Here is an 18,502-nt window from a genome sequence, read left to right as displayed (position 1 = left end):
AATAAAGAAGAACCCTGGAAGTTAGTTGACTTTCAGGGTCTTTTTCATTTTTAGGGAAGGCTGTTTTCGTAAACTTTGTTGCTATTTACCAAAAGAGAAGTGTGGTTGATTTCCGCTCCAGGATGCTCGCTTTCCGCGGGGCGGGCGGTGAGCCTCCTCGGCGCTTAAGCGCCTGTGGGGTCTCACCTGTCCCGCTGCTCCCGCAGGAGTCTCGCACCTTCCGCTCCAATCAACTTCTTTATCAACGGTTTCCTCTCCACACAAACCTATTAAAAAAACAACAATCTTTTAGTAAAGTGCCTTAGGGAAAAAGGATTTCAAATGAGACTAGGAATTTATATGGCTATTTTTGCGCACGATAAAGGTAAAAAGATACCTTTGGAGCGTGATCATGTGCGGAAGGTTTTGATTTTAATAGTAGTTTTTGTCTCAATTTTATCCTATGACAAGGTTTCAGCAAGTCAAATACCGCAACCGGTAAGAGGAATCTATGTTCAGGCCGTGAATACCCAAGAGCCGAAGTTTGCAAAGTTTCTTGAGCTCGTTAACAACACAGAATTAAATTCGATGGTAATTGATATAAAAGACGATTTTGGCCATTTAACTTTTACCCCTGAGAAAAGCTCGAGGTATTATTCTGCCAGCCGCTCATTCATTACGAACCCACGAGAACTAATGAAAACCTTAGAAAAAAATAATATTTATCCCATTGCGCGGATCGTTGTTTTTAAAGATAGTGTCCTACCAAAGATAAATCCCAGCTGGTCCTTTAAGACGGCTCAAGGTATATGGAAAAACAGTCGCGGTGATTCGTTCGCAAATCCTTTTCTGGAGGAGGTTTGGGAATATAATGTCGGTATCGCCATTGAAGCGGCCAAATTAGGCTTTAAAGAAATCCAATTCGATTATGTAAGATTCCCAGAAAAATTCGAGACATTTGAAAGTGGGCTAACCTACTCTAAAGGAAGTTTTCATGGGTCAAATGAAGGAACTAATAGAGTTACGGCGATCACTCAATTCGTAAAATATGCTAATTCAAAATTAAAACCTTACAAGGTTAAGATGTCTGTCGATACATTTGGATATACTACAGTTATTTCTGAAGCACCAGGAATTGGGCAGAACTTTTCCAATATCGCTAAAAACGTGGATGTGATCTCGGCTATGATTTATCCAAGCCATTGGGCTTCTATATTCGGGATTCAAAAACCCGATTTTGAACCGTTTCGACTAGTTGGAGAATATGCTAAAGTCGAAAATAATCGTTTAAAACAAATTAAAAATCCCCCTATCTCACGCCCATGGTTGCAGGATTTCACTGCCACTTGGCTTGGTAAGGGGAACTATAAAGTCTATGGTAAAAAAGAAGTGGAAGATCAAATTCGCGCCCTACATTCACAGGGAATTAACGAATTTTTACTTTGGAATAGCAAAAACATCTATACACCTAACGTCGATTACACACCATTTTAGAATGATTGGATTCCCTTTCATTAAAGTGAGAGGGTATCTTACTTTGAGATGCGACAATCATTCGGGTGTCACAAGTGACAGCCTATGCATTATATAAATCATGTCTGTCCGTTTGCTGCGGTGGTTGTTCCATCCAACCTCGCTTAATCATGATTTCTAACCCTTCGCCGCCATATTTCATAATTTCTGGTATTAATAACGAATAATGAGCAACTAGATCTTTTCTCATGGAATTAGACATCGCATAAGCAAGCAAATAAATCCCTGTTCCTGAAGTCGAAGTAATCAAAAACAGAATGAGCCGATTGGAAAATGGTGAAGTCGTTGAATTTGTAACTTCTAAACTTACAGGAATGTTTCCCAGGTGTTCTTCGTCTCTTAAAATCTTATTAAAAATGTCGATCTGTTTTTCGGATAATTTTTTCCCTTTGATGAGGTATTGTTTTATTTCCTCGTCCCTCATCACTTGAATCAAACCCATTAAAAGAAGTACGCCTATATAATTTCTTTCAATTGTATAAAAGATTTCACTTAACTCTGCAGTATTTAATGGTCTTTTATCACCAAACCATATACTTAAAAGAGATTGCTGTTTTTTCATATATTCTACTTTGTTCGGATAGGGAATCTTAGGAGGTCTATCATAGACTCCTTTAGAAAGCATTAAATTTAACGATCTTTTATACAACTCTGTTGATGATTTCAAACTATCTTCGAAAAATTGGAAGACATCGCTCCTAGCTACTTTTGTGAGGATTGTACTGTAATTAGGAACGCTCATTTGACCGACACGATAAACAAAACTTAAATCAAATAAATCTGTATAGAGTGGAGGAGCAGTTAGATCAATATCTTTATCGGAAAAACCTTTTGGAATAGGAAAATCATCCTCAATAAAGATTGTTTCAATTTGCTTTATGTACGCTCTATTCAAATGCAAAGCTTCTTCTACAATTGGTTTTATTTCTAAGTCTTGAAGATGATGAAGAAAGTGGATATAAAAGCAAATGGTTGCACTATTTTGGATATAGGTGGTCCACAAGGCTGCAATCTCAGGAGTGGTAAGTTGTATATTATGTTCTTTCATGGTCATCTCCCTATACCAATACTGTTTAAACATAGAATGTGTGATTTTTAACCAGATTATTCTAAAATGTTAAGGATGAGACTGGTCAGTGACCGTTTGCTCCTTTTTTCACTCTCTAAGGTTACTACTTTACTGGTTCAGTGACCGTTTGCTCCTTTTTTCATTCTCTACGGTCACTACTTCACTGGTTCAGTGACCGTTTGCTCCTTTTTTTCACTTAACGGTTACTACTTCACTGGTTCAGTGACCAGTTGCTCCTTTTTTTTACCCTTGAACCCCGTCAAATCAACAAAAATAGCAGTCCAATTCATATAAATTGGACTGCTATTTGGTTTATTATTTACTGTTTTGTACTCGACAACGGAATCAGTTAGGAAACTTTGCTTCTTCTTTTTTTAAAACCTAATTAATGTGTCACCATAGCTGGATTTGTTGTGCTTTTTTTACCCAAATCCTCAGGTTCTGTTTTTGGTCTTCTTAAAATTAAACTTAATATCGCCCCAAATGCAGCAATACCAGCAGCAAGTAGGAATGTGTCACCATAGCCAGCTACCATTGCATTAATGGGACTCGTCGCCGTAGGCATTTGGTCTTCAATTCTAGAAGTAAGGAACCCAGTCATACCTGCCACAGCAAACGAAACCATTACTTGTTGGGCAGCCGTCGTAAGTGGGGTGACACGACTCACTAAATTACGTGGTGCCGCTTGTAGAACATGAGTATTGATCGACATCATCGAAAAGCCCATTCCTCCACCCATCATCGCTAGTGCAGTCATCACATATCCATTGCTTGTAGTCGGTGTAATTTGTGAAAGCATATATAATGCACTGGTAATAATAGTCAATCCACCAATCGCCATAGGTCGAGCCCCTAATTTATCAAACAGTCGTCCGCCAATAGGCATCATAACCGCAGATGCCAAGGCTTGTGGTAACAGCAATAATCCTGTATGGAATGAACCATATCCTTTGACGGTCTGTAAGTACAACGGTACAAGTAGAATAGCACCAAATAAAGCAATTTGAGAAATCCACGCAATCAAGATACCACGCGTAAAATCTCCAGAGCCGAATACTTTCAGTTCTAACAGCGGTTGTTTTTGACGAAGCTCTACAATAATAAATAACAGTAGTGCTACGCCCCCAACAATAAGCCCAGTCAACGTTTCAGTGGATGACCAGCTTTTTCCTCCCTCACTGATTCCGAAAGCAAGCATAGAAAATGCAATTGGAGCGAGGATGATTCCCAAAATATCAAGGGACGGCACAGTTTTTCGATCGAATTTTGGCAAGAAGCGCATTCCAATGAAAACAGCAAGGATCCCAATCGGTAAATTAATAAGGAAAATCCAATGCCATGAAACGTATTCAATCAAATAACCAGATATTACTGGACCAAGCGCCGGGGCTAGAAGCATCGGAATGCCTAACATTCCCATTATAGAGCCAACCTTCCCTGGAGGAGCAATACGGAAGACGATTGCCATCCCAATCGGAGCAACCATACCGCCACCAAGTCCTTGGATAACTCGGAAAGTAATTAATTGAACCGGTGATTGGGCAATGGAACATAACAGCGATCCAAGTGTAAATAATATAATTGTAGTCAGGAAAATTCTTTTCGCACCAAAGCGATCCGTCATCCATCCAGCTAACGGAATAACTGCAGATAGGGCAAGCGTATATCCTGTTATTGCCCATTGCATAGTCGAAACCGTACTACCAAAATCCTTGATCAATCCAGGTAATGCTACATTCATAATCGTACTGTCAAGAATAACCATAATCATTCCGACAATGACGGCCATTAACGGACCAATAATTGCTTTTAAGGAAAAAGGTATTTCATTAAGTTCTTTATTTGACATTCGTACATCTCCATTCATTCTTAGTCATCATTTCATTGATGGATAGAAAACCTCACAGCGGGAGTCCGTCCTCCAAGTAGCTGAAGGCTTCATCCATTAAGGTGAAGGTATCCAGATCTGGGTTTTCTGTTTGGGTAAAAATAACCGAAAGGGCAACTCCCATCAAAGCCCCTGCAAACGTTCGAACCGCTAATGTGTTCGGATCACGATTAACTCGTTTTGCGACCACATCACTAATCATTCGCAACAGATCAGTTAGGTTGCTCATATAGGCAGAACGCAGCTCTGGAACAGTGAATATCAGTTTTGATCGCTCCTGTTCCGAAATTCTTTCAGCAGGTGACATATTGGCATAAACGATTTTTATCGAGTGGCGCATGGCCTTGATCGGGCTGATATCAGCGGGCTCAGCATTAAACGCTTCAATGAAACGCGCGTCAAACTCATCGTTAAGAACAACATCCTCTTTAGTTGGAAAATAACGGAAAAAGGTGCTCGGTGAGATTTCTGCCGCATCCGTAATCTGTTCCACACTCGTGGCACTGTATCCGTGCTCCTGAAATAATCGCAAGGCATGCTGCTGGATAGCAGCTCTCGTTTTGGCCTTTTTTCGCTCTCGTAAACTCATTTGTTGTGGACAACCTGAATTCAATTTGTTCATCTCCCAATTCACCTATTTTGGGTGTGACCACTGTTACCGCATTATTCCGCTTCAGCATCCACCTTCTAGAAAATCCTCAATAGAATAATTATATGGTGATATCTTATCTGAGATGTGTGAAATGCTATTATGAAACAGACTGTAAAATGATATTAAACACCAAATGATAGTAACTGTCAACTTTTGTGAAATCATTGCCACCGTCTTATATGCAATTAACAAATAATGGATGAAGCGCGATCAGTTTAATGCTAAACTATGAATATATTAATGCTATTGGTGGAGATGAAGCTGATGAGTGGGGAAGAAATTTTAACAATCAAAGATTTAAAGAAAAGTTATGGTAATAAAGATGTCCTTAATGGAGTTTCGTTTCAGGTGGACCGCGGGCAAATTATTGGTTATATCGGCCCGAATGGAGCTGGGAAAAGTACGACTGTAAAGATCATGCTGGGGATTGAAGAAGGATATTCTGGTGAAGTGAAAATATTTGGGAAGGACATTTCCACTGGAGATATCGAGTACAAGAGGAAGATTGGTTATGTTCCTGAGATGGCAGAGGTTTATGATAATCTGACTGCACACGAGTATTTAACGTTTATCGGCGAATTGTACGGATTGAGGTTTGATCTTGTTGATTACAAAGCGAAACGGCTCATGGAATTGTTTGGAATTGGCGATGTGTATCATTCAAGGATTGCCTCGTACTCGAAGGGGATGCGCCAGAAGCTGTTAATCATTTCTAGTTTATTACATAATCCCGAGTTGTTATTTTTCGATGAGCCGATCAATGGCTTGGATGCCAACAGCGTGATGATTTTCAAAGAAATCTTAGCGACGTTAGCTGCAAATGGGAAGACGATCTTCTATTCCTCACATATTATGGATGTGGTTGAAAAAATAAGCAGCCGGATCATTTTGCTTAATGATGGAAAAATTGCTGCTGACGGTACTTTTTCTGAGTTAAAATTACAGAATCACCAAGGCTCCTTGGAGGCGATTTTTAACCAATTGACGGGGTTTAGTGAGCATAAAGATATAGGTAAACAATTTGTTTCAGTAGTGGAAGAGGTGTAGTGATGAAGGACTTCACCACACTGAAACTGTTAGATCGGTTTAAAGTTGTTTTTGAGCGTTTTGGTGTTGATTACATATTGATGAGGAAAATCTTACAGATTAAGCTGCTAATGGATCAACGACGGGTACCGACCATTTTTAGTCAGCAAGCAAAGAAAAAGAGAAAAGATGGGACAAGCGGAAATCAATATCTAAAATCACTTTGGATTTTCGTATTTTTTGGCTTATTCACCATTCCACTCATTATAATGGGGGACAATTACTTCTTTCAAATGAGCCTTGTTTTTGGAATTCTAATGTTTCTGGAGTTGACATCGATGATTTCAGACTTTTCTTCTGTGTTACTTGATATTCGTGATCGAAATATTCTTCATCCAAAACCGATAGATAAAAAAACGATTAGTACAGCGAAAATGATTCATGTTTCGATTTATTTATTTTTCCTGTCAATTTCAATAATTGGAATTCCATTAATCGTTGGACTGGTCAAAAACGGCATTCTATTTTTCCTTATTTCTGCTGTTTCTGTTATCATGATTAATTTATTTGTGCTTGTTTTTACCGCTTTACTTTATATGTTTATTTTAAAATACTTTGATGGTGAAAAGCTGAAGGACCTTATTAATTATGTACAAATTGGCCTATCATTTGCGATGATGATCGGTTACCAGTTGCTGGTGCGATCCTTTCAGTTAGTAGACCTAAATATTGTTTTGGAACCGAAATGGTGGCAAGTATTTATTTTTCCAATGTGGTATGGGGCTAGCGTTGATCTTGTGATGAACGGGCACTTCAGCAATTTTTATGCGTTATTATCATTTTGTGGGATTGTGGTTCCACTGATTTCGTTTGCGATCTACCTAAGATTAATCCCATCATTTGAAAGAAATCTAGTCAAGTTGGCCACACATGGCAAAGGGAAGGTCGAAAAGCGGAAAAGACTAGGAGAATGGCTGTTAAATAGATTATGCACTACGAAAGAGGAGCGAACCTTTTTCCGCTTTGCCAGTTTGATGATGAAACATGAACGTGATTTTAAGCTAAAGGTTTATCCTTCATTAGGATTTTCATTAATCCTACCTTTGATCATGATCATGAATAATATTGGTACGGATTCCTTTGAAAATATGTCTTCAGGCAAATCTTATTTAAATATTTATTTTAGCTTGATCATCATTCCTACCGTTGTGATGATGCTGAAATTCTCTGGTACATATAAAGGTGCTTGGATTTATAAAGTAGCACCTATCAAAGATTTGAAACCAATTTTTAGTGGAACGATGAAAGCCTTTATTATGAAGCTTTTTTTACCTCTTTACCTTTTTCTTAGCTTAATTTTTATTGGCATTTTTGGAGTGAGAATTATGCCAGACCTTGTTGTTGCCTTTTTTAATGCCTGTTTTTATGTAGTGATTTGTTTTTTATTTTTTAAAAAATCATTACCTTTCTCAGAATCCTTTGAGGGAATGCAACAAAGTGGGACGTGGAAAACTTTTCTCCTCATCCTGTTCCTTCCAGCCTTCGTGGGTCTTCACTTTGTTAGTACTTTGGTATCGTGGGGATTATTAGTGTACCTTCTGTTGATGGGTGTTACGGTTTTCTCCGTATGGAAAATTGCGTTTAAAATTTCTTGGGAAAATTCTTGAGTATTCAGCCACCAGATTAAAGGTAAAAAAATGCAGCCGTAGTCGCGACTGCATTTTTTTATGTTTATTTAAAGATGTTGGCGATAATTTCGTCAGTGGTCATCCCACTTTGGACTTCATACGTACCTAGTTGTAACTTATTCTCTACGCCCTTTGATTCAACTACCTTAGAGAAATCGAATGCACTAATCTCAATGATGTGCCCCGAAACGAGTGCATTACCAACCTCAATACTGGTCATACCATCTGAAACGGTCAGCATCATGCGATACACATCTTTTTCAGTGGGCTCTGTTGGTTTTTGTTCATTATCTTTATTGGCAGTCTCAGCAGCCTTCTTTTCAGCATCCTTAACTGCAGAAAGCTGCTTATTCCATTCTTCTTTTGTATGGATGACATAACCTGCTGAAGATAACGTGGTTTTCATCTCTTTTTCTGATATCTTTTCTGTAGTTGTTTTTGTCTCATTAGTATTTGAGCCAGAGAAATATACGGCACCAAATATACTAGTCGCAACCAAAAGTCCTGCGGCAAAGGTGCGGATCGGATTAGATGTCATCGTTTTTTTCAGTCCTTTCAACCTTTGGTTTGATGTAAGGTGAAAGTAATTTCTCTATCTCATCCGTAGTCAGCTGTTTTTTTGTGGCAATGCTTTCAAATGAGTACCCGCGTCTATGCAAATCGAGTGCCTCGCGAGTCAGGAGTCGGTCCGTAGAAATCTCGACTTCTTGGGCTGTAATTTCAGCGTCTAGCTCGAGGTTTCGAACTTTCTCTTGCAGTTTTGTTACTTCTTCCATAAGAGAAAAGGAAAACTGATCTAGTTGTTTTTCAGCTTCTTTTGATGCTTGTGCCGTTTTAACAAACGACAAAATGAGCAGCACGACTGCTGCACCAAATAAAATGGCTAATGTCCATTCCATCATACTTAACCATCTCCCACTTGATTCTTTTGTTACAAGAATCTATTATACATAGATTCACCCAAGAATTCGACTAAAAACATCAAAACACGACAATAGTCACGGTTTTTCTGCCATTCCCCCAATATAAAAATCAGGAACATCAGGCGCTACCACCATTTTTACGGAAAAATTCGGCATGTTTATTGAAAGCAAAATTTTCCCGTAAGCATAAAAAATCTGGCATCCAAATTGGAAGCCAGATTGAAGAATTTTTTTAAAAAAACTAGAACTTATCTTAATGTTTTCAAAGCTCCGCTCCATGCGATAACTTGATCAAGCATGGCGGTAACATTATTTAGATGCAAATCAGCTGGCTTGAAAGCACTGCCGTTTTCAAAATCAGTAAATAATGACAAGGTTGGATGAACACGTACATCAGCTACTTGTAATTCTCCTAAGATTCCACGCAAATGTTCAGCTGCTCGAGCGCCACCAGTTGAACCGTAGCTAACGATGCCGGCTGCCTTATTGTTCCATTCATCCCGTGCTGTATCAAGAGCATTTTTCAAAGCACCAGTAATACTGTGGTTATATTCTTGAACAATAAATACGAAACCATCAAGGCTAGAAAGTTTTTCTGACCATGCTTTAATTCCTGGTTCATCACCAGCAGTAGTAAATACAAATGGCAAATTGAAGTCAGCGATATCGACGATTTCGTAATTTGCATCGCCTCGCTTGTCGGCAATTCCCTTTACCCATTCTCCTACTTGTGGACTAACACGTCCTTGACGAGTGCTTCCTAAAATAATACCAATGTTCAATTTTGTCATTGTTTTTTCCTCCTCAGTAGTTCTACCGAATAATTTATCCAAAAAACCCAAAACACACACCACCTGTAACATTCTTTTGAAAATGAAATCATCATTAATGAGGAAACAATTCTTGAATTGCAAAAATCCGCTACCTCAAAAATAAAAATCTCTAATTAAAGTATATTTGATTAAGATATTCTTAATTCAAGATAATATTATAATATTGAACAAAATATGTCAACCGAAATGATTCGGGTTAATTCGCCATCCGTAAAAGGGTGCTGTAAAACTTAGTACAAGGTGAATCAAGGAGCCGCGAAAAAATGGGGAAGAAATGCCCAAAATTCAGGAGTCGCAGAAAAAAGGGAAAGAAAGAGGCGTAATTGTGCCCAAAATTCGGGGGGCGCGGAAAAAAGGGAAAGAAAGAGGCGTAATCGTGCCCAAAAATCGGGGGCCGCGGAAAAATGGGAAAGAAAGAAGCGTAATTGTGCCTAAAAATCAGGGGGCGCGGAAAAATGGGAAAGAGAGAAGCGTAATTGTGCCCAAAATTCAGGAGCCGCGGAAAAACGGGAATCAAAGGGATGCTGTGATGCCCAAAATCCGAGGTTCCAAGGTGAAAATATTTAAATTTGTTCGAAAAACAACAGTCTTTGTGAAAACAGCCTTTATTTAAAACAACTTCATCTGCTCCGTTGGATCTATATCCTTTTGTTCGATAACATAGCCCATTGATTTATAGCCTGGCAATCTTTTTTCGAACATTTTCAGTAATAGGGGAACCTTTTGATCGACGTAATCATACACTCTTACTTCGGTTTTGTTTGAATGAATTCTGTGTAGCCTACCTATATATTGTTGTAATGTACCTTTCCAGGAAATAGGCATGGCAAGAAATAATGTATCTAAACGAGCATCATCAAACCCTTCACCAATATATTTTCCTGTAGCAATCACTAATCGTTCCTCGCTGTCAGGTATTTTGGCTAACCTTTCAAGTTCCTTTATCCGCTCTTTTTTGCTCGTGTGCCCCGTGAGAATGATGATATTTTTTGCAAATCCTTTAAACATCATTCTTAGCTTTTCTAAGTGTTCTATTCGCTCAGTAAGTATAATTGGCGAACGGCCTTGATCAAGTTCGTTAAGCACATCATCAAATAAATGTTGATTTCTGTTTTCGTCATTAGATAATGCATGAAAGATGTCTTTAATGTCTGTTTCATTTGTTCTAAATACAGTGGTTTTTGAAATTAGCCGATGGGTAAATGGACGAACCTTTGCCTGGGTTTTTGCATCCACTTTATACCGAATTGGCCCACATTGCATGAAAATAATTGGGTGCAGACCGTCTCTTCGTATTGGTGTAGCAGTTAATCCTAAAATATACTTTGCACGTAGCTGTTTCAGCACCTTTTCAAAGCTAAACGCCGAAACATGATGGCATTCATCAATTATTATTTGACCATACAGTGTTAAAAAGGATTTTAATTGTCCATTTGTAAGTAAACTTTGTATCGTTGCGACATCAATCTTCCCAGTTATTTTCTGCTTCCCTCCACCAATTTGACCAATTTCTTTTGAAGGAATATTTAGAAAGGATGACAACGATGCAACCCATTGCTTCTGTAACTGGGTTCGGTGCACGAGAATTAATGTATTAATTTTCCTCTTGGAGATGATATCTGCTGCTATGACAGTTTTTCCAAAACCAGTTGTCGCTGAAAGTAATCCATTAGCATGTTCAAGTATGTTCGAAACAGCTTGCTCTTGAAGTGGTGCTAGCGTTCCATTAAAATCAACCTCAAGTTTTTCTCCTTCATATCGTAAATCTTGTACCTCTATCTCGATTTTCCACTCCTTAATTAGCTTAATCACATCCTCCAAACAACCCCTTGGAAGGATAAGATGCTCAGAATCCTCCCATGAACAATTGATGATGCGTTGAAGTCCAAATGTAGAGAATCTTTTGGCCTGTGCTTTGTAAAACTCTGGGTTATTAATTGAAGCAAGCTCGATCATTTTTACGATAATGGAAGATGGCAGTCGTTCTTTCTTAAAATAAAGACCGTTTTTAATTACAATTGTGATTTTCTTTGGAAGAGGTCCATTCACTAATTGTATAGGTAATGAAGTGTTCTCCATTTTATTGAGAAGTAAGTAGATTTGTTTTTTTGAAAGCTTCTGTACGGAAGATAAATACATCCACTGATCAGGAAATGGAACAAAAGTTTCATCCACAAATACACTATTACTATTTTTCCGTGCAAAATATTGCAAAGGTAAGGCGATTAAATTTCCGAAGCCACCCTTTGGTAACGTATCTTGATTTGGGAACATACGGTCATATGAATCCATCCCAATTTCATGACGCTTTTCCAAGGTCTTTCCTATAATTCCCATACCTAGCTTTCTGGCAGTAATGGCAGGAATATTCTCAGAAAAGAAAATCCAAACATGCGCACCTTGGCCGGAGCGCGATCTCTCAATATTAAAGGGGATTTCGTATTCCTTGCAAATCTCTACGAGTGCTAATACATCCTCACGCCAATTATCTTTGTCAAAGTCCAAGGCTAAAAAAGAGCAAGATTCATCCTTTTGCAAAGGGTATAATCCGATTACTCTCTTACCACTTAAATGGTCATACATCGTTTGAACAGTTACTGGCAATAATTTGCGATTTTGGCATTCAGAGCATTTAATCTTTGGTTTTAAGCAAATTGGTTTTTTCCACTCATTGGCACATGCGGGTATGTAGCCGGACTGCCCGCTTTGTGATTCCCAACGAAGCGCATAAGCATCCGTTCTTCCTTTAAACAGACTTTTAAAGAGTTTAACCTTTTCTTCGACAGTGGAAAAATTACTAACTATATTTTCAGCTGGAAAATGGTTCTCTTTTACAACCTGAGGATTCATCATTTTTGAAAGTAAATTTTTCAAATAAAGGTTTTCCTTTTTCAAACGCTCACATTCATTTAAAACTACTTCTAAATTATGATTATTTTCCATTATTAATCTCTCCGAATAGTTAATGTATAATGCTAGTGTAACCAATTTTTCATGCAGATAACAATTCATATAACACTTTGGGGGAAGTTATGAAAATTAAAATTAGTGAACTTAAGAGACATTTAAAAGAATACGACCAAACAGAACTAATTCAACTAATTGTTGAGTTGTCTAAAATAAATAAGGACGTTCAAAATTATCTATCTAGCAAATTTCTTGGAGACGAAGCAGTTGAGGAATTGTTTACTTTTGCTAGGAAACAGATTCAGAATGAATTTTTCCCTGAAAAAGGGCACGGGAAACTCCGCTTATCAGATGCTAAAAAGACAATCAAAACTTTTGAGCAAACCACTGGAGATAAACAGAGAACAGTGGACTTAATGCTTTTTTATGTGGAATTAGGAGTAGAATTCACAAACACATACGGTGATATAGATGCAAGCTTTTATACCAATGTGGGAAATATGTATGAAAAAGTGGTTTCTATTTGTGATGATGAGGAAGAATATTATCATACTTTTGCAGGTAGATTGGAAAAAGTAGTTAGGGACACGGTTGATGTTGGTTGGGGATTCCATGATTATTTTTGTGATTGTTATTATTCTTTGCAGTGGCTTGATGATGAAGAAGACGAAAATTAAATTGTATATTATTTCCGAGGGAAGAAATTCTTTTATAAAAATTGGACAGATTATAGTCCGTGGGATATAATAAAATAGGAACTAATGTTCTCGTTTCTGTGTATTGGCAAATTTTTTTTCATCCAAGAAGGCTCTTTCAATGATATAATTTTTAAAATTGGAGGAATTGGGATGGGTACTGAAATAATAGAATTATTACGCGAAGTCATTAAGGACGAGTTATCAGAGTTTCGAAATGATGTTAAGAGTCAATTCGAAGAGGTAGGAAAACGATTTAATAAAATCGACAATCGGTTTGAAGAAGTAGAAAAACGATTTAATGAAATCGACAATCGATTTGTAGAAGTAGGAAAACGATTTAATGAAATCGACAATCGATTTGTAGAAGTAGGAAAACGATTTAATGAAATCGACAATCGATTTGAAGAAGTAAATGGTCAATTCAAAGAAGTAGGAAAACAGTTTAAAGAAGTAAATATTCGATTAGACAATGTTGACACTCGACTATCAAGTTTAGAAGAAGGTCAAAAAAGCATCGAACGGAAAATTTCTAGTATTCCTGCGCAATATCAGGCCTTGGAGGACTCCATAGGAGTTAGCATTAAATCACTTGAAGTCAATCAAAAAAAGCAACAATCACTTATTGAACTTCTTTCATATAGATCAATTAATAACGAGACGGAAATAAAAGAACTTAGAAAATTGGTTTAACAATTTTTAATTCTTGATTTATCCCGATAATATAAAAGGCTATCGAGATTTATCGATAGCCTAAAATAGTACCTATTACATTAAATCCTATCACTCTATTTCTTGCAGGTATTGATTTTAAATATAGGATAAAGCGGACAAAAACGGATTACAGCAGTTAAGATTAATACAACTCCTAGTAACCCAAAATATTTAACGTTACCTTCGAGAAGGAATAATCCTAATAGAAGAACCCCAAGAACAAGACGAATCATACGATCTGTTACCCCTACATTTTTTTCATAAGTAAACATCCCCTAAAAGAATATAATTTCTTAAATATTATGATAACTTTAGAGGTGAATATTTTCTGTGACTAAGTCACTTATTCACTTTTTTCTATTATTTCATAATCTTAGCTCCACAGGCGTCGCTAATCTTTTATTAAATTTAAAAATATACTTAAATCCACATTCACTTGCAAGAGAATAGGCCTCCCGAATGTTGGCCCCTACAGTGTCAACAAAGTGAGAATCAGAGCCGATTGTTAATATCTCTCCGCCTAAATCATGATATAGCTTCAGAATCTCAAGCGATGGCAATGTCTGTTTCAATCCACTATGGAGTCCGGAAGTATTGATTTCAATTCCAATATTCCTGTCGATGGCCTTCTCTAAAATTTGTCGGATTAATGTTTGTAACTCTTGAAATGGATATAACCCAAATTTTGAGAAAGCATAGCGGTTGATTAAATCTAAATGGGCGATGACATCAATGTCAGCAATGGCAACCATTTTATAAAGCTCTTCAAAATATAATTGAAAGCTCTTTGTACCATGTTCTTTAAGAACATCGCGTAGCTTTTGGCTGTTGACGTTATGGACTGAACCTAGGATGAAATCTATGTTCTGCGGCTGTAGCGCTATAGCGAACTTTTCCATTAATAAATGGGGTTCGCAAAGTTCGATGCCTGCTCTTATGACTAAGCTGTCAGCAAATTTTTTTTGACAATCATTTATTTCGGTGAAATATTTTTCGAAATTCAGATGGCCATAAGTTGGCACAAGTGGATTAACTGAGAAATGTTCGGTGAAGCAAATCTCTTTTATTTGCTTTTCGACGGCAAGTCGGCAAATATCCTCCATGTTGGCACTTGAGTCGAAGGAGTTATTTGTATGATGATGGTAATCTATTAAATCCAAGCTAAGCGCCTCCTCTAGAGGATTATATCGTCTTCCAGTGCCTAGTGTCATCTTCAGTTTCCAATCGCTAATGGTAGTGGTCATTGCGGACATATCCATTTTTAGATATGATGAATAAAATATTATAAAATTTGTAATTAGGTAGGAGGATATTATGGCAATTTTGGTGACGGGTGGAGCAGGATACATAGGTAGTCATACATGTGTCGAATTATTAAGTGCAGGTAATGAGGTTATTGTTCTTGATAATTTTTCAAATAGTAAGCAAGAATCGTTGACTCGGGTTAAGGAGATCACTGGAAAAGATATTAAATTCTATGAGGTTGATTTACTTAATCGTGACGATGTGGAAAAAGTGTTTATCGAAAACCAAATTGATGCGGTCGTCCATTTTGCAGGGTTAAAGGCAGTTGGAGAGTCTGTTTCGATTCCACTTTATTATTATCATAATAATATTACGGGAACGCTTATTCTTTGCGAAATTATGCAAAAATACGGTGTAAAGAAAATCGTGTTTAGCTCATCTGCAACAGTGTACGGAATGCCGGAACGGATGCCAATTTCAGAGGACTTCCCACTTGGGGCAACTAACCCTTATGGAAGAACCAAGCTGATGATCGAAGAAATTCTAAGAGACTTATATATTTCTGATAATAGCTGGAGTATTGCCTTATTACGCTATTTTAACCCAATTGGTGCCCATGCAAGTGGTCGCATCGGCGAGGATCCAAACGGTATTCCTAACAATTTAATGCCGTATATTACTCAAGTAGCAGTAGGTAAGTTAAAAGAGCTTCAGGTGTTTGGAAATGACTATCCGACGATTGACGGAACTGGGGTCCGAGATTATATCCATGTTGTTGACTTAGCGATGGGACATTTAAAGGCGCTGGAGAAAGTGAAGACTACAACAGGGGTGGATGCATACAATCTCGGTACTGGAACGGGTTATAGTGTATTGGAGCTTGTTTCCGCTTTTGAAAAGGCAGCAGGAAAAGACATTCCATATAAAATTGTTGCAAGAAGACCAGGAGACGTAGCTTCCTGTTATGCTGATCCAACAAAAGCAAAAACAGAACTAGGTTGGGTGGCAGAAAGAGGAGTAGAAGACATGTGCCGTGACTCATGGGGATGGCAGGAAAAGAATCCAAATGGTTATGACGTAATGGTGAAATAAAGTAGAATCATGTGCGGGATTCTCAAAAATATTTTTTAAACGGATAACTTTATAAATAGAGGAGGGTCATCATAGGATGGCCCTCCGGTTTTTTCGCAAAAGTATGGACATGGATCATCACAGCTAAATGTGGATGGTCCATTTTGCACGAATATTGACAGTGCTTCTGATATTATAAAATATCCAACCAAATCTTCCCAGCAGTTGCAAATATTAATACTGCCAAAATGACTTGGAGTACTTTGGTATTTACCTTTTTCCCAGCAATAGCCCCAAGCGGAGAAGCAATTAAACTCGCAATTATCATAATGAAGGCTGGGTAATAATCTACTTGTCCTGTCGTAATTTTTCCAATAGTTGCCCCAATAGACGAGATAAATGTTATCGCTAATGATGAAGCTATTGTCATTCTTGTTGGAATCTTTAACACTACTAGCATGATCGGTACTAATAAAAACGCACCCGCTGCACCGACAATACCAGCGCCAAGGCCAACGATTAAAGCAAGCGCAGCCGCCAGCCATTTATTAAATGTCACTTGATCAAGCGGAATATCATCAATTCCCTTTTTAGGAATAAACATCATAATAGCAGCGATTAAGGCTAAAATACCATAAATTAAGTTAATTCCACCTTCTGACATTAACTTTGAACCATATCCTCCAATAAAACTACCGATTAATATAGCTCCCCCCATATAAATTATTAATTTTTTATTTAAATAACCGCCTTTTCGATAAGCCCATACACCGGCAATCGTTGCAAAAAATACTTGAATGGCACTAATTCCCGAAACCTCATGTGCACTAAATGCAGCGATACCGAATAAAGGTGGAATGTAAAGGAGCATTGGATACTTAATAATTGAGCCACCAATTCCTAACATTCCAGATACATATGAACCTACAAATCCAATCAGGAATATGGTAATAATAAAACCTATGTCCATAACCTTGCCCTCCATTTAAGAAAGGGAACCAAGCTGGTTCCCATATTTTATTAGCCCTTTTTTATTATGTCTATACTGAACCCCTAGGCAATTGCATAAAGGAAGTGGAAGCTTTATGTCAGCATTCCTTATTAAAAATTAATGAGTATGGTGAACTGCACAACGATTTGGTCCAATTTCAAGTTCTTGTTTCTGGTCAATCGTCGCTTCCTTTACGCCGCGGTTGATGGCTACGATGTCTTCAAAGTTTGGTGGTGTGTCTGTTGCAGCAGAAGCTGCCACTTGATCAACGAATTCCTCAACTGTTTTACCTACCATGATGTCATTGACATTTCGAATATTTCCTAATGTGTTTCCAATATACCCTTGGTCGTTTATTTCACCATGAAAATCAGCATAATGGCCTGGTAGTACAATGACATCGTCGGCAATTTGTGATACTTTGCTATAAATTGTGTCGTATAAGTCAACTGCCCATTCGCGGGCTTTACCGCCTAAGTCAGGACGCCCTAAACCAGAAACGAAAATTGTATCACCAGAGAATAATAATTTTTGATTCACAGCGAATGAGACACTTCCTGGAGTATGACCCGGTGTTTTCACCGCTAAAACTTCCAATTTAAGATGAGCAAACTCAATTTTGTCGTATTGCTCAAGTGCTTCAAATTCGAACACTGCACCTTCTGATTTCATTACATAGTATTTGGCACCAGTTTTTTCTGCTAATTCACGTCCACCTGAAATATGATCAGCATGTAAATGAGAATCTACAATGTGGGTAATATTTACGCCTTGTGCCACAGCAAATTCAGTATACTGATCGATAAAACGGGCCGGATCTACTACTAATGCTTCTTTTCCTGAGGTCACTATATAAGATAAGCAGCCTTTTCCGACGCGGATAAATTGGTGCACAGAAATGTCTTCATCCTCATAGACCTTTGTTGGATATAAGTATTCGCTCCAACTTTTCATTCCGTCCTTCAAATAAGAAACCTCTAACCCTTTTTCACTTAACATCTCGGCGATCATAACTGAAGATCCTTCTTTTGCACATACAACCACTACTTTTTTGTCGGTTGGAATCTGCTCCAATACTGGTTCGACTCCATCAATTAACTCAAAATAGGGGACATTTAAATATTCAATGTTGTCTCCCTCGATTTTCCAATCCTTAAAGTCAGATTCATTACGTACATCCAATATGAAAAGCGGTTGTTTTTCTAAAATTAATTGATTAATTTCCGTCGGTAAGATTGCTTTCATCAGTTTTTCCTCCTTATACCCACTAGGGTATATTAAAGTTTAA

Annotated in this window: 17 protein-coding genes; 6 read left to right on the top strand and 11 right to left on the bottom strand. The window is 37.8% G+C overall.

All coding sequences use genetic code 11. The features are described from left to right. The first annotated feature begins 321 nt into the window (after positions 1-321). Positions 322-1,473 carry a putative glycoside hydrolase gene (locus tag B1NLA3E_RS21395; RefSeq protein ID WP_041580776.1) on the top strand — a complete coding sequence of 384 codons (1,152 nt, stop codon included), beginning with the start codon at positions 322-324 and terminating at the stop codon, positions 1,471-1,473. Between the two features lie 82 nt (positions 1,474-1,555). Here B1NLA3E_RS21395 and B1NLA3E_RS21390 read toward each other — a convergent pair whose 3' ends face one another. The 3 genes from B1NLA3E_RS21390 to B1NLA3E_RS21380 all read right to left on the bottom strand — a co-directional run bounded on the left by B1NLA3E_RS21390 (position 1,556) and on the right by B1NLA3E_RS21380 (position 5,091). Then, complete coding sequence (locus tag B1NLA3E_RS21390; RefSeq protein WP_015595903.1) at positions 1,556-2,560, bottom strand: DUF3231 family protein; 1,005 nt, start codon at positions 2,558-2,560, stop codon at positions 1,556-1,558. 406 nt (positions 2,561-2,966) lie between these two features. After that, a complete protein-coding gene (locus tag B1NLA3E_RS21385) occupies positions 2,967-4,430 on the bottom strand; it encodes an MDR family MFS transporter (protein ID WP_015595902.1) in 1,464 nt (487 codons plus the stop codon). A 52-nt stretch (positions 4,431-4,482) separates the two neighbouring features. After that, positions 4,483-5,091: an acyl-CoA-like ligand-binding transcription factor gene (locus tag B1NLA3E_RS21380; protein WP_236619594.1), complete on the bottom strand. Its 609-nt coding sequence runs from the start codon at positions 5,089-5,091 to the stop codon at positions 4,483-4,485. A gap of 294 nt (positions 5,092-5,385) precedes the next feature. Between B1NLA3E_RS21380 and B1NLA3E_RS21375 the strand changes: the two genes are divergently transcribed. Both B1NLA3E_RS21375 and B1NLA3E_RS21370 read left to right on the top strand, forming a co-directional pair. Further along, entirely contained in the window at positions 5,386-6,168 is a 783-nt protein-coding gene (locus tag B1NLA3E_RS21375; protein ID WP_015595900.1) for an ABC transporter ATP-binding protein, read from the top strand. A gap of 2 nt (positions 6,169-6,170) precedes the next feature. Next, positions 6,171-7,814 (top strand): hypothetical protein, encoded by a 1,644-nt coding sequence (locus B1NLA3E_RS21370; protein WP_041580775.1) that lies wholly within the window; start codon positions 6,171-6,173, stop codon positions 7,812-7,814. 64 nt (positions 7,815-7,878) lie between these two features. On the opposite strand, the gene B1NLA3E_RS21365 is transcribed toward B1NLA3E_RS21370, so the two are convergent. The 4 genes from B1NLA3E_RS21365 to B1NLA3E_RS21340 all read right to left on the bottom strand — a co-directional run bounded on the left by B1NLA3E_RS21365 (position 7,879) and on the right by B1NLA3E_RS21340 (position 12,534). Next, a complete protein-coding gene (locus tag B1NLA3E_RS21365) occupies positions 7,879-8,373 on the bottom strand; it encodes a hypothetical protein (RefSeq protein ID WP_015595898.1) in 495 nt (164 codons plus the stop codon). Next, the gene (locus tag B1NLA3E_RS21360; RefSeq protein WP_015595897.1) at positions 8,363-8,737 is read right to left on the bottom strand and encodes a hypothetical protein; all 375 of its coding nucleotides are present in this window, start codon (positions 8,735-8,737) and stop codon (positions 8,363-8,365) included. The genes B1NLA3E_RS21365 and B1NLA3E_RS21360 overlap by 11 nt, the downstream gene beginning before the upstream one ends. Before the next feature lie 269 nt (positions 8,738-9,006). Next, positions 9,007-9,600, bottom strand: a complete 594-nt coding sequence (locus B1NLA3E_RS21350; RefSeq protein WP_041580773.1) for an NADPH-dependent FMN reductase — start codon at positions 9,598-9,600, stop codon at positions 9,007-9,009. A gap of 600 nt (positions 9,601-10,200) precedes the next feature. After that, positions 10,201-12,534 (bottom strand): TOTE conflict system archaeo-eukaryotic primase domain-containing protein, encoded by a 2,334-nt coding sequence (locus B1NLA3E_RS21340; RefSeq protein WP_015595894.1) that lies wholly within the window; start codon positions 12,532-12,534, stop codon positions 10,201-10,203. 89 nt (positions 12,535-12,623) lie between these two features. Between B1NLA3E_RS21340 and B1NLA3E_RS21335 the strand changes: the two genes are divergently transcribed. Then, complete coding sequence (locus B1NLA3E_RS21335; protein ID WP_041580772.1) at positions 12,624-13,175, top strand: DUF6155 family protein; 552 nt, start codon at positions 12,624-12,626, stop codon at positions 13,173-13,175. 171 nt (positions 13,176-13,346) lie between these two features. Then, entirely contained in the window at positions 13,347-13,886 is a 540-nt protein-coding gene (locus tag B1NLA3E_RS23425; protein WP_051120178.1) for a hypothetical protein, read from the top strand. Positions 13,887-13,981: 95 nt separating this feature from the next. Here the strand turns inward: B1NLA3E_RS23425 and B1NLA3E_RS21325 are convergent, their stop codons facing one another. After that, positions 13,982-14,179 carry a YgaP family membrane protein gene (locus B1NLA3E_RS21325; protein ID WP_015595891.1) on the bottom strand — a complete coding sequence of 66 codons (198 nt, stop codon included), beginning with the start codon at positions 14,177-14,179 and terminating at the stop codon, positions 13,982-13,984. Positions 14,180-14,272: 93 nt separating this feature from the next. After that, entirely contained in the window at positions 14,273-15,067 is a 795-nt protein-coding gene (locus B1NLA3E_RS21320) for a histidinol-phosphatase HisJ family protein (RefSeq protein ID WP_041580771.1), read from the bottom strand. A gap of 154 nt (positions 15,068-15,221) precedes the next feature. Here B1NLA3E_RS21320 and galE point away from each other — a divergent pair, with 154 nt between their 5' ends. Further along, the gene (gene galE, locus B1NLA3E_RS21315; protein ID WP_015595889.1) at positions 15,222-16,244 is read left to right on the top strand and encodes a UDP-glucose 4-epimerase GalE; all 1,023 of its coding nucleotides are present in this window, start codon (positions 15,222-15,224) and stop codon (positions 16,242-16,244) included. A gap of 172 nt (positions 16,245-16,416) precedes the next feature. Here galE and B1NLA3E_RS21310 read toward each other — a convergent pair whose 3' ends face one another. Further along, positions 16,417-17,193 (bottom strand): sulfite exporter TauE/SafE family protein, encoded by a 777-nt coding sequence (locus B1NLA3E_RS21310; protein WP_015595888.1) that lies wholly within the window; start codon positions 17,191-17,193, stop codon positions 16,417-16,419. A 138-nt stretch (positions 17,194-17,331) separates the two neighbouring features. Beyond that, positions 17,332-18,459 carry an MBL fold metallo-hydrolase gene (locus B1NLA3E_RS21305; protein ID WP_015595887.1) on the bottom strand — a complete coding sequence of 376 codons (1,128 nt, stop codon included), beginning with the start codon at positions 18,457-18,459 and terminating at the stop codon, positions 17,332-17,334. Positions 18,460-18,502: the final 43 nt, after the last annotated feature.

The organism is Bacillus sp. 1NLA3E (assembly GCF_000242895.2).
GTDB lineage: Bacteria > Bacillota > Bacilli > Bacillales > Cytobacillaceae > Bacillus_BU.
This window is presented reverse-complemented; position numbering and strand designations above follow the sequence as displayed.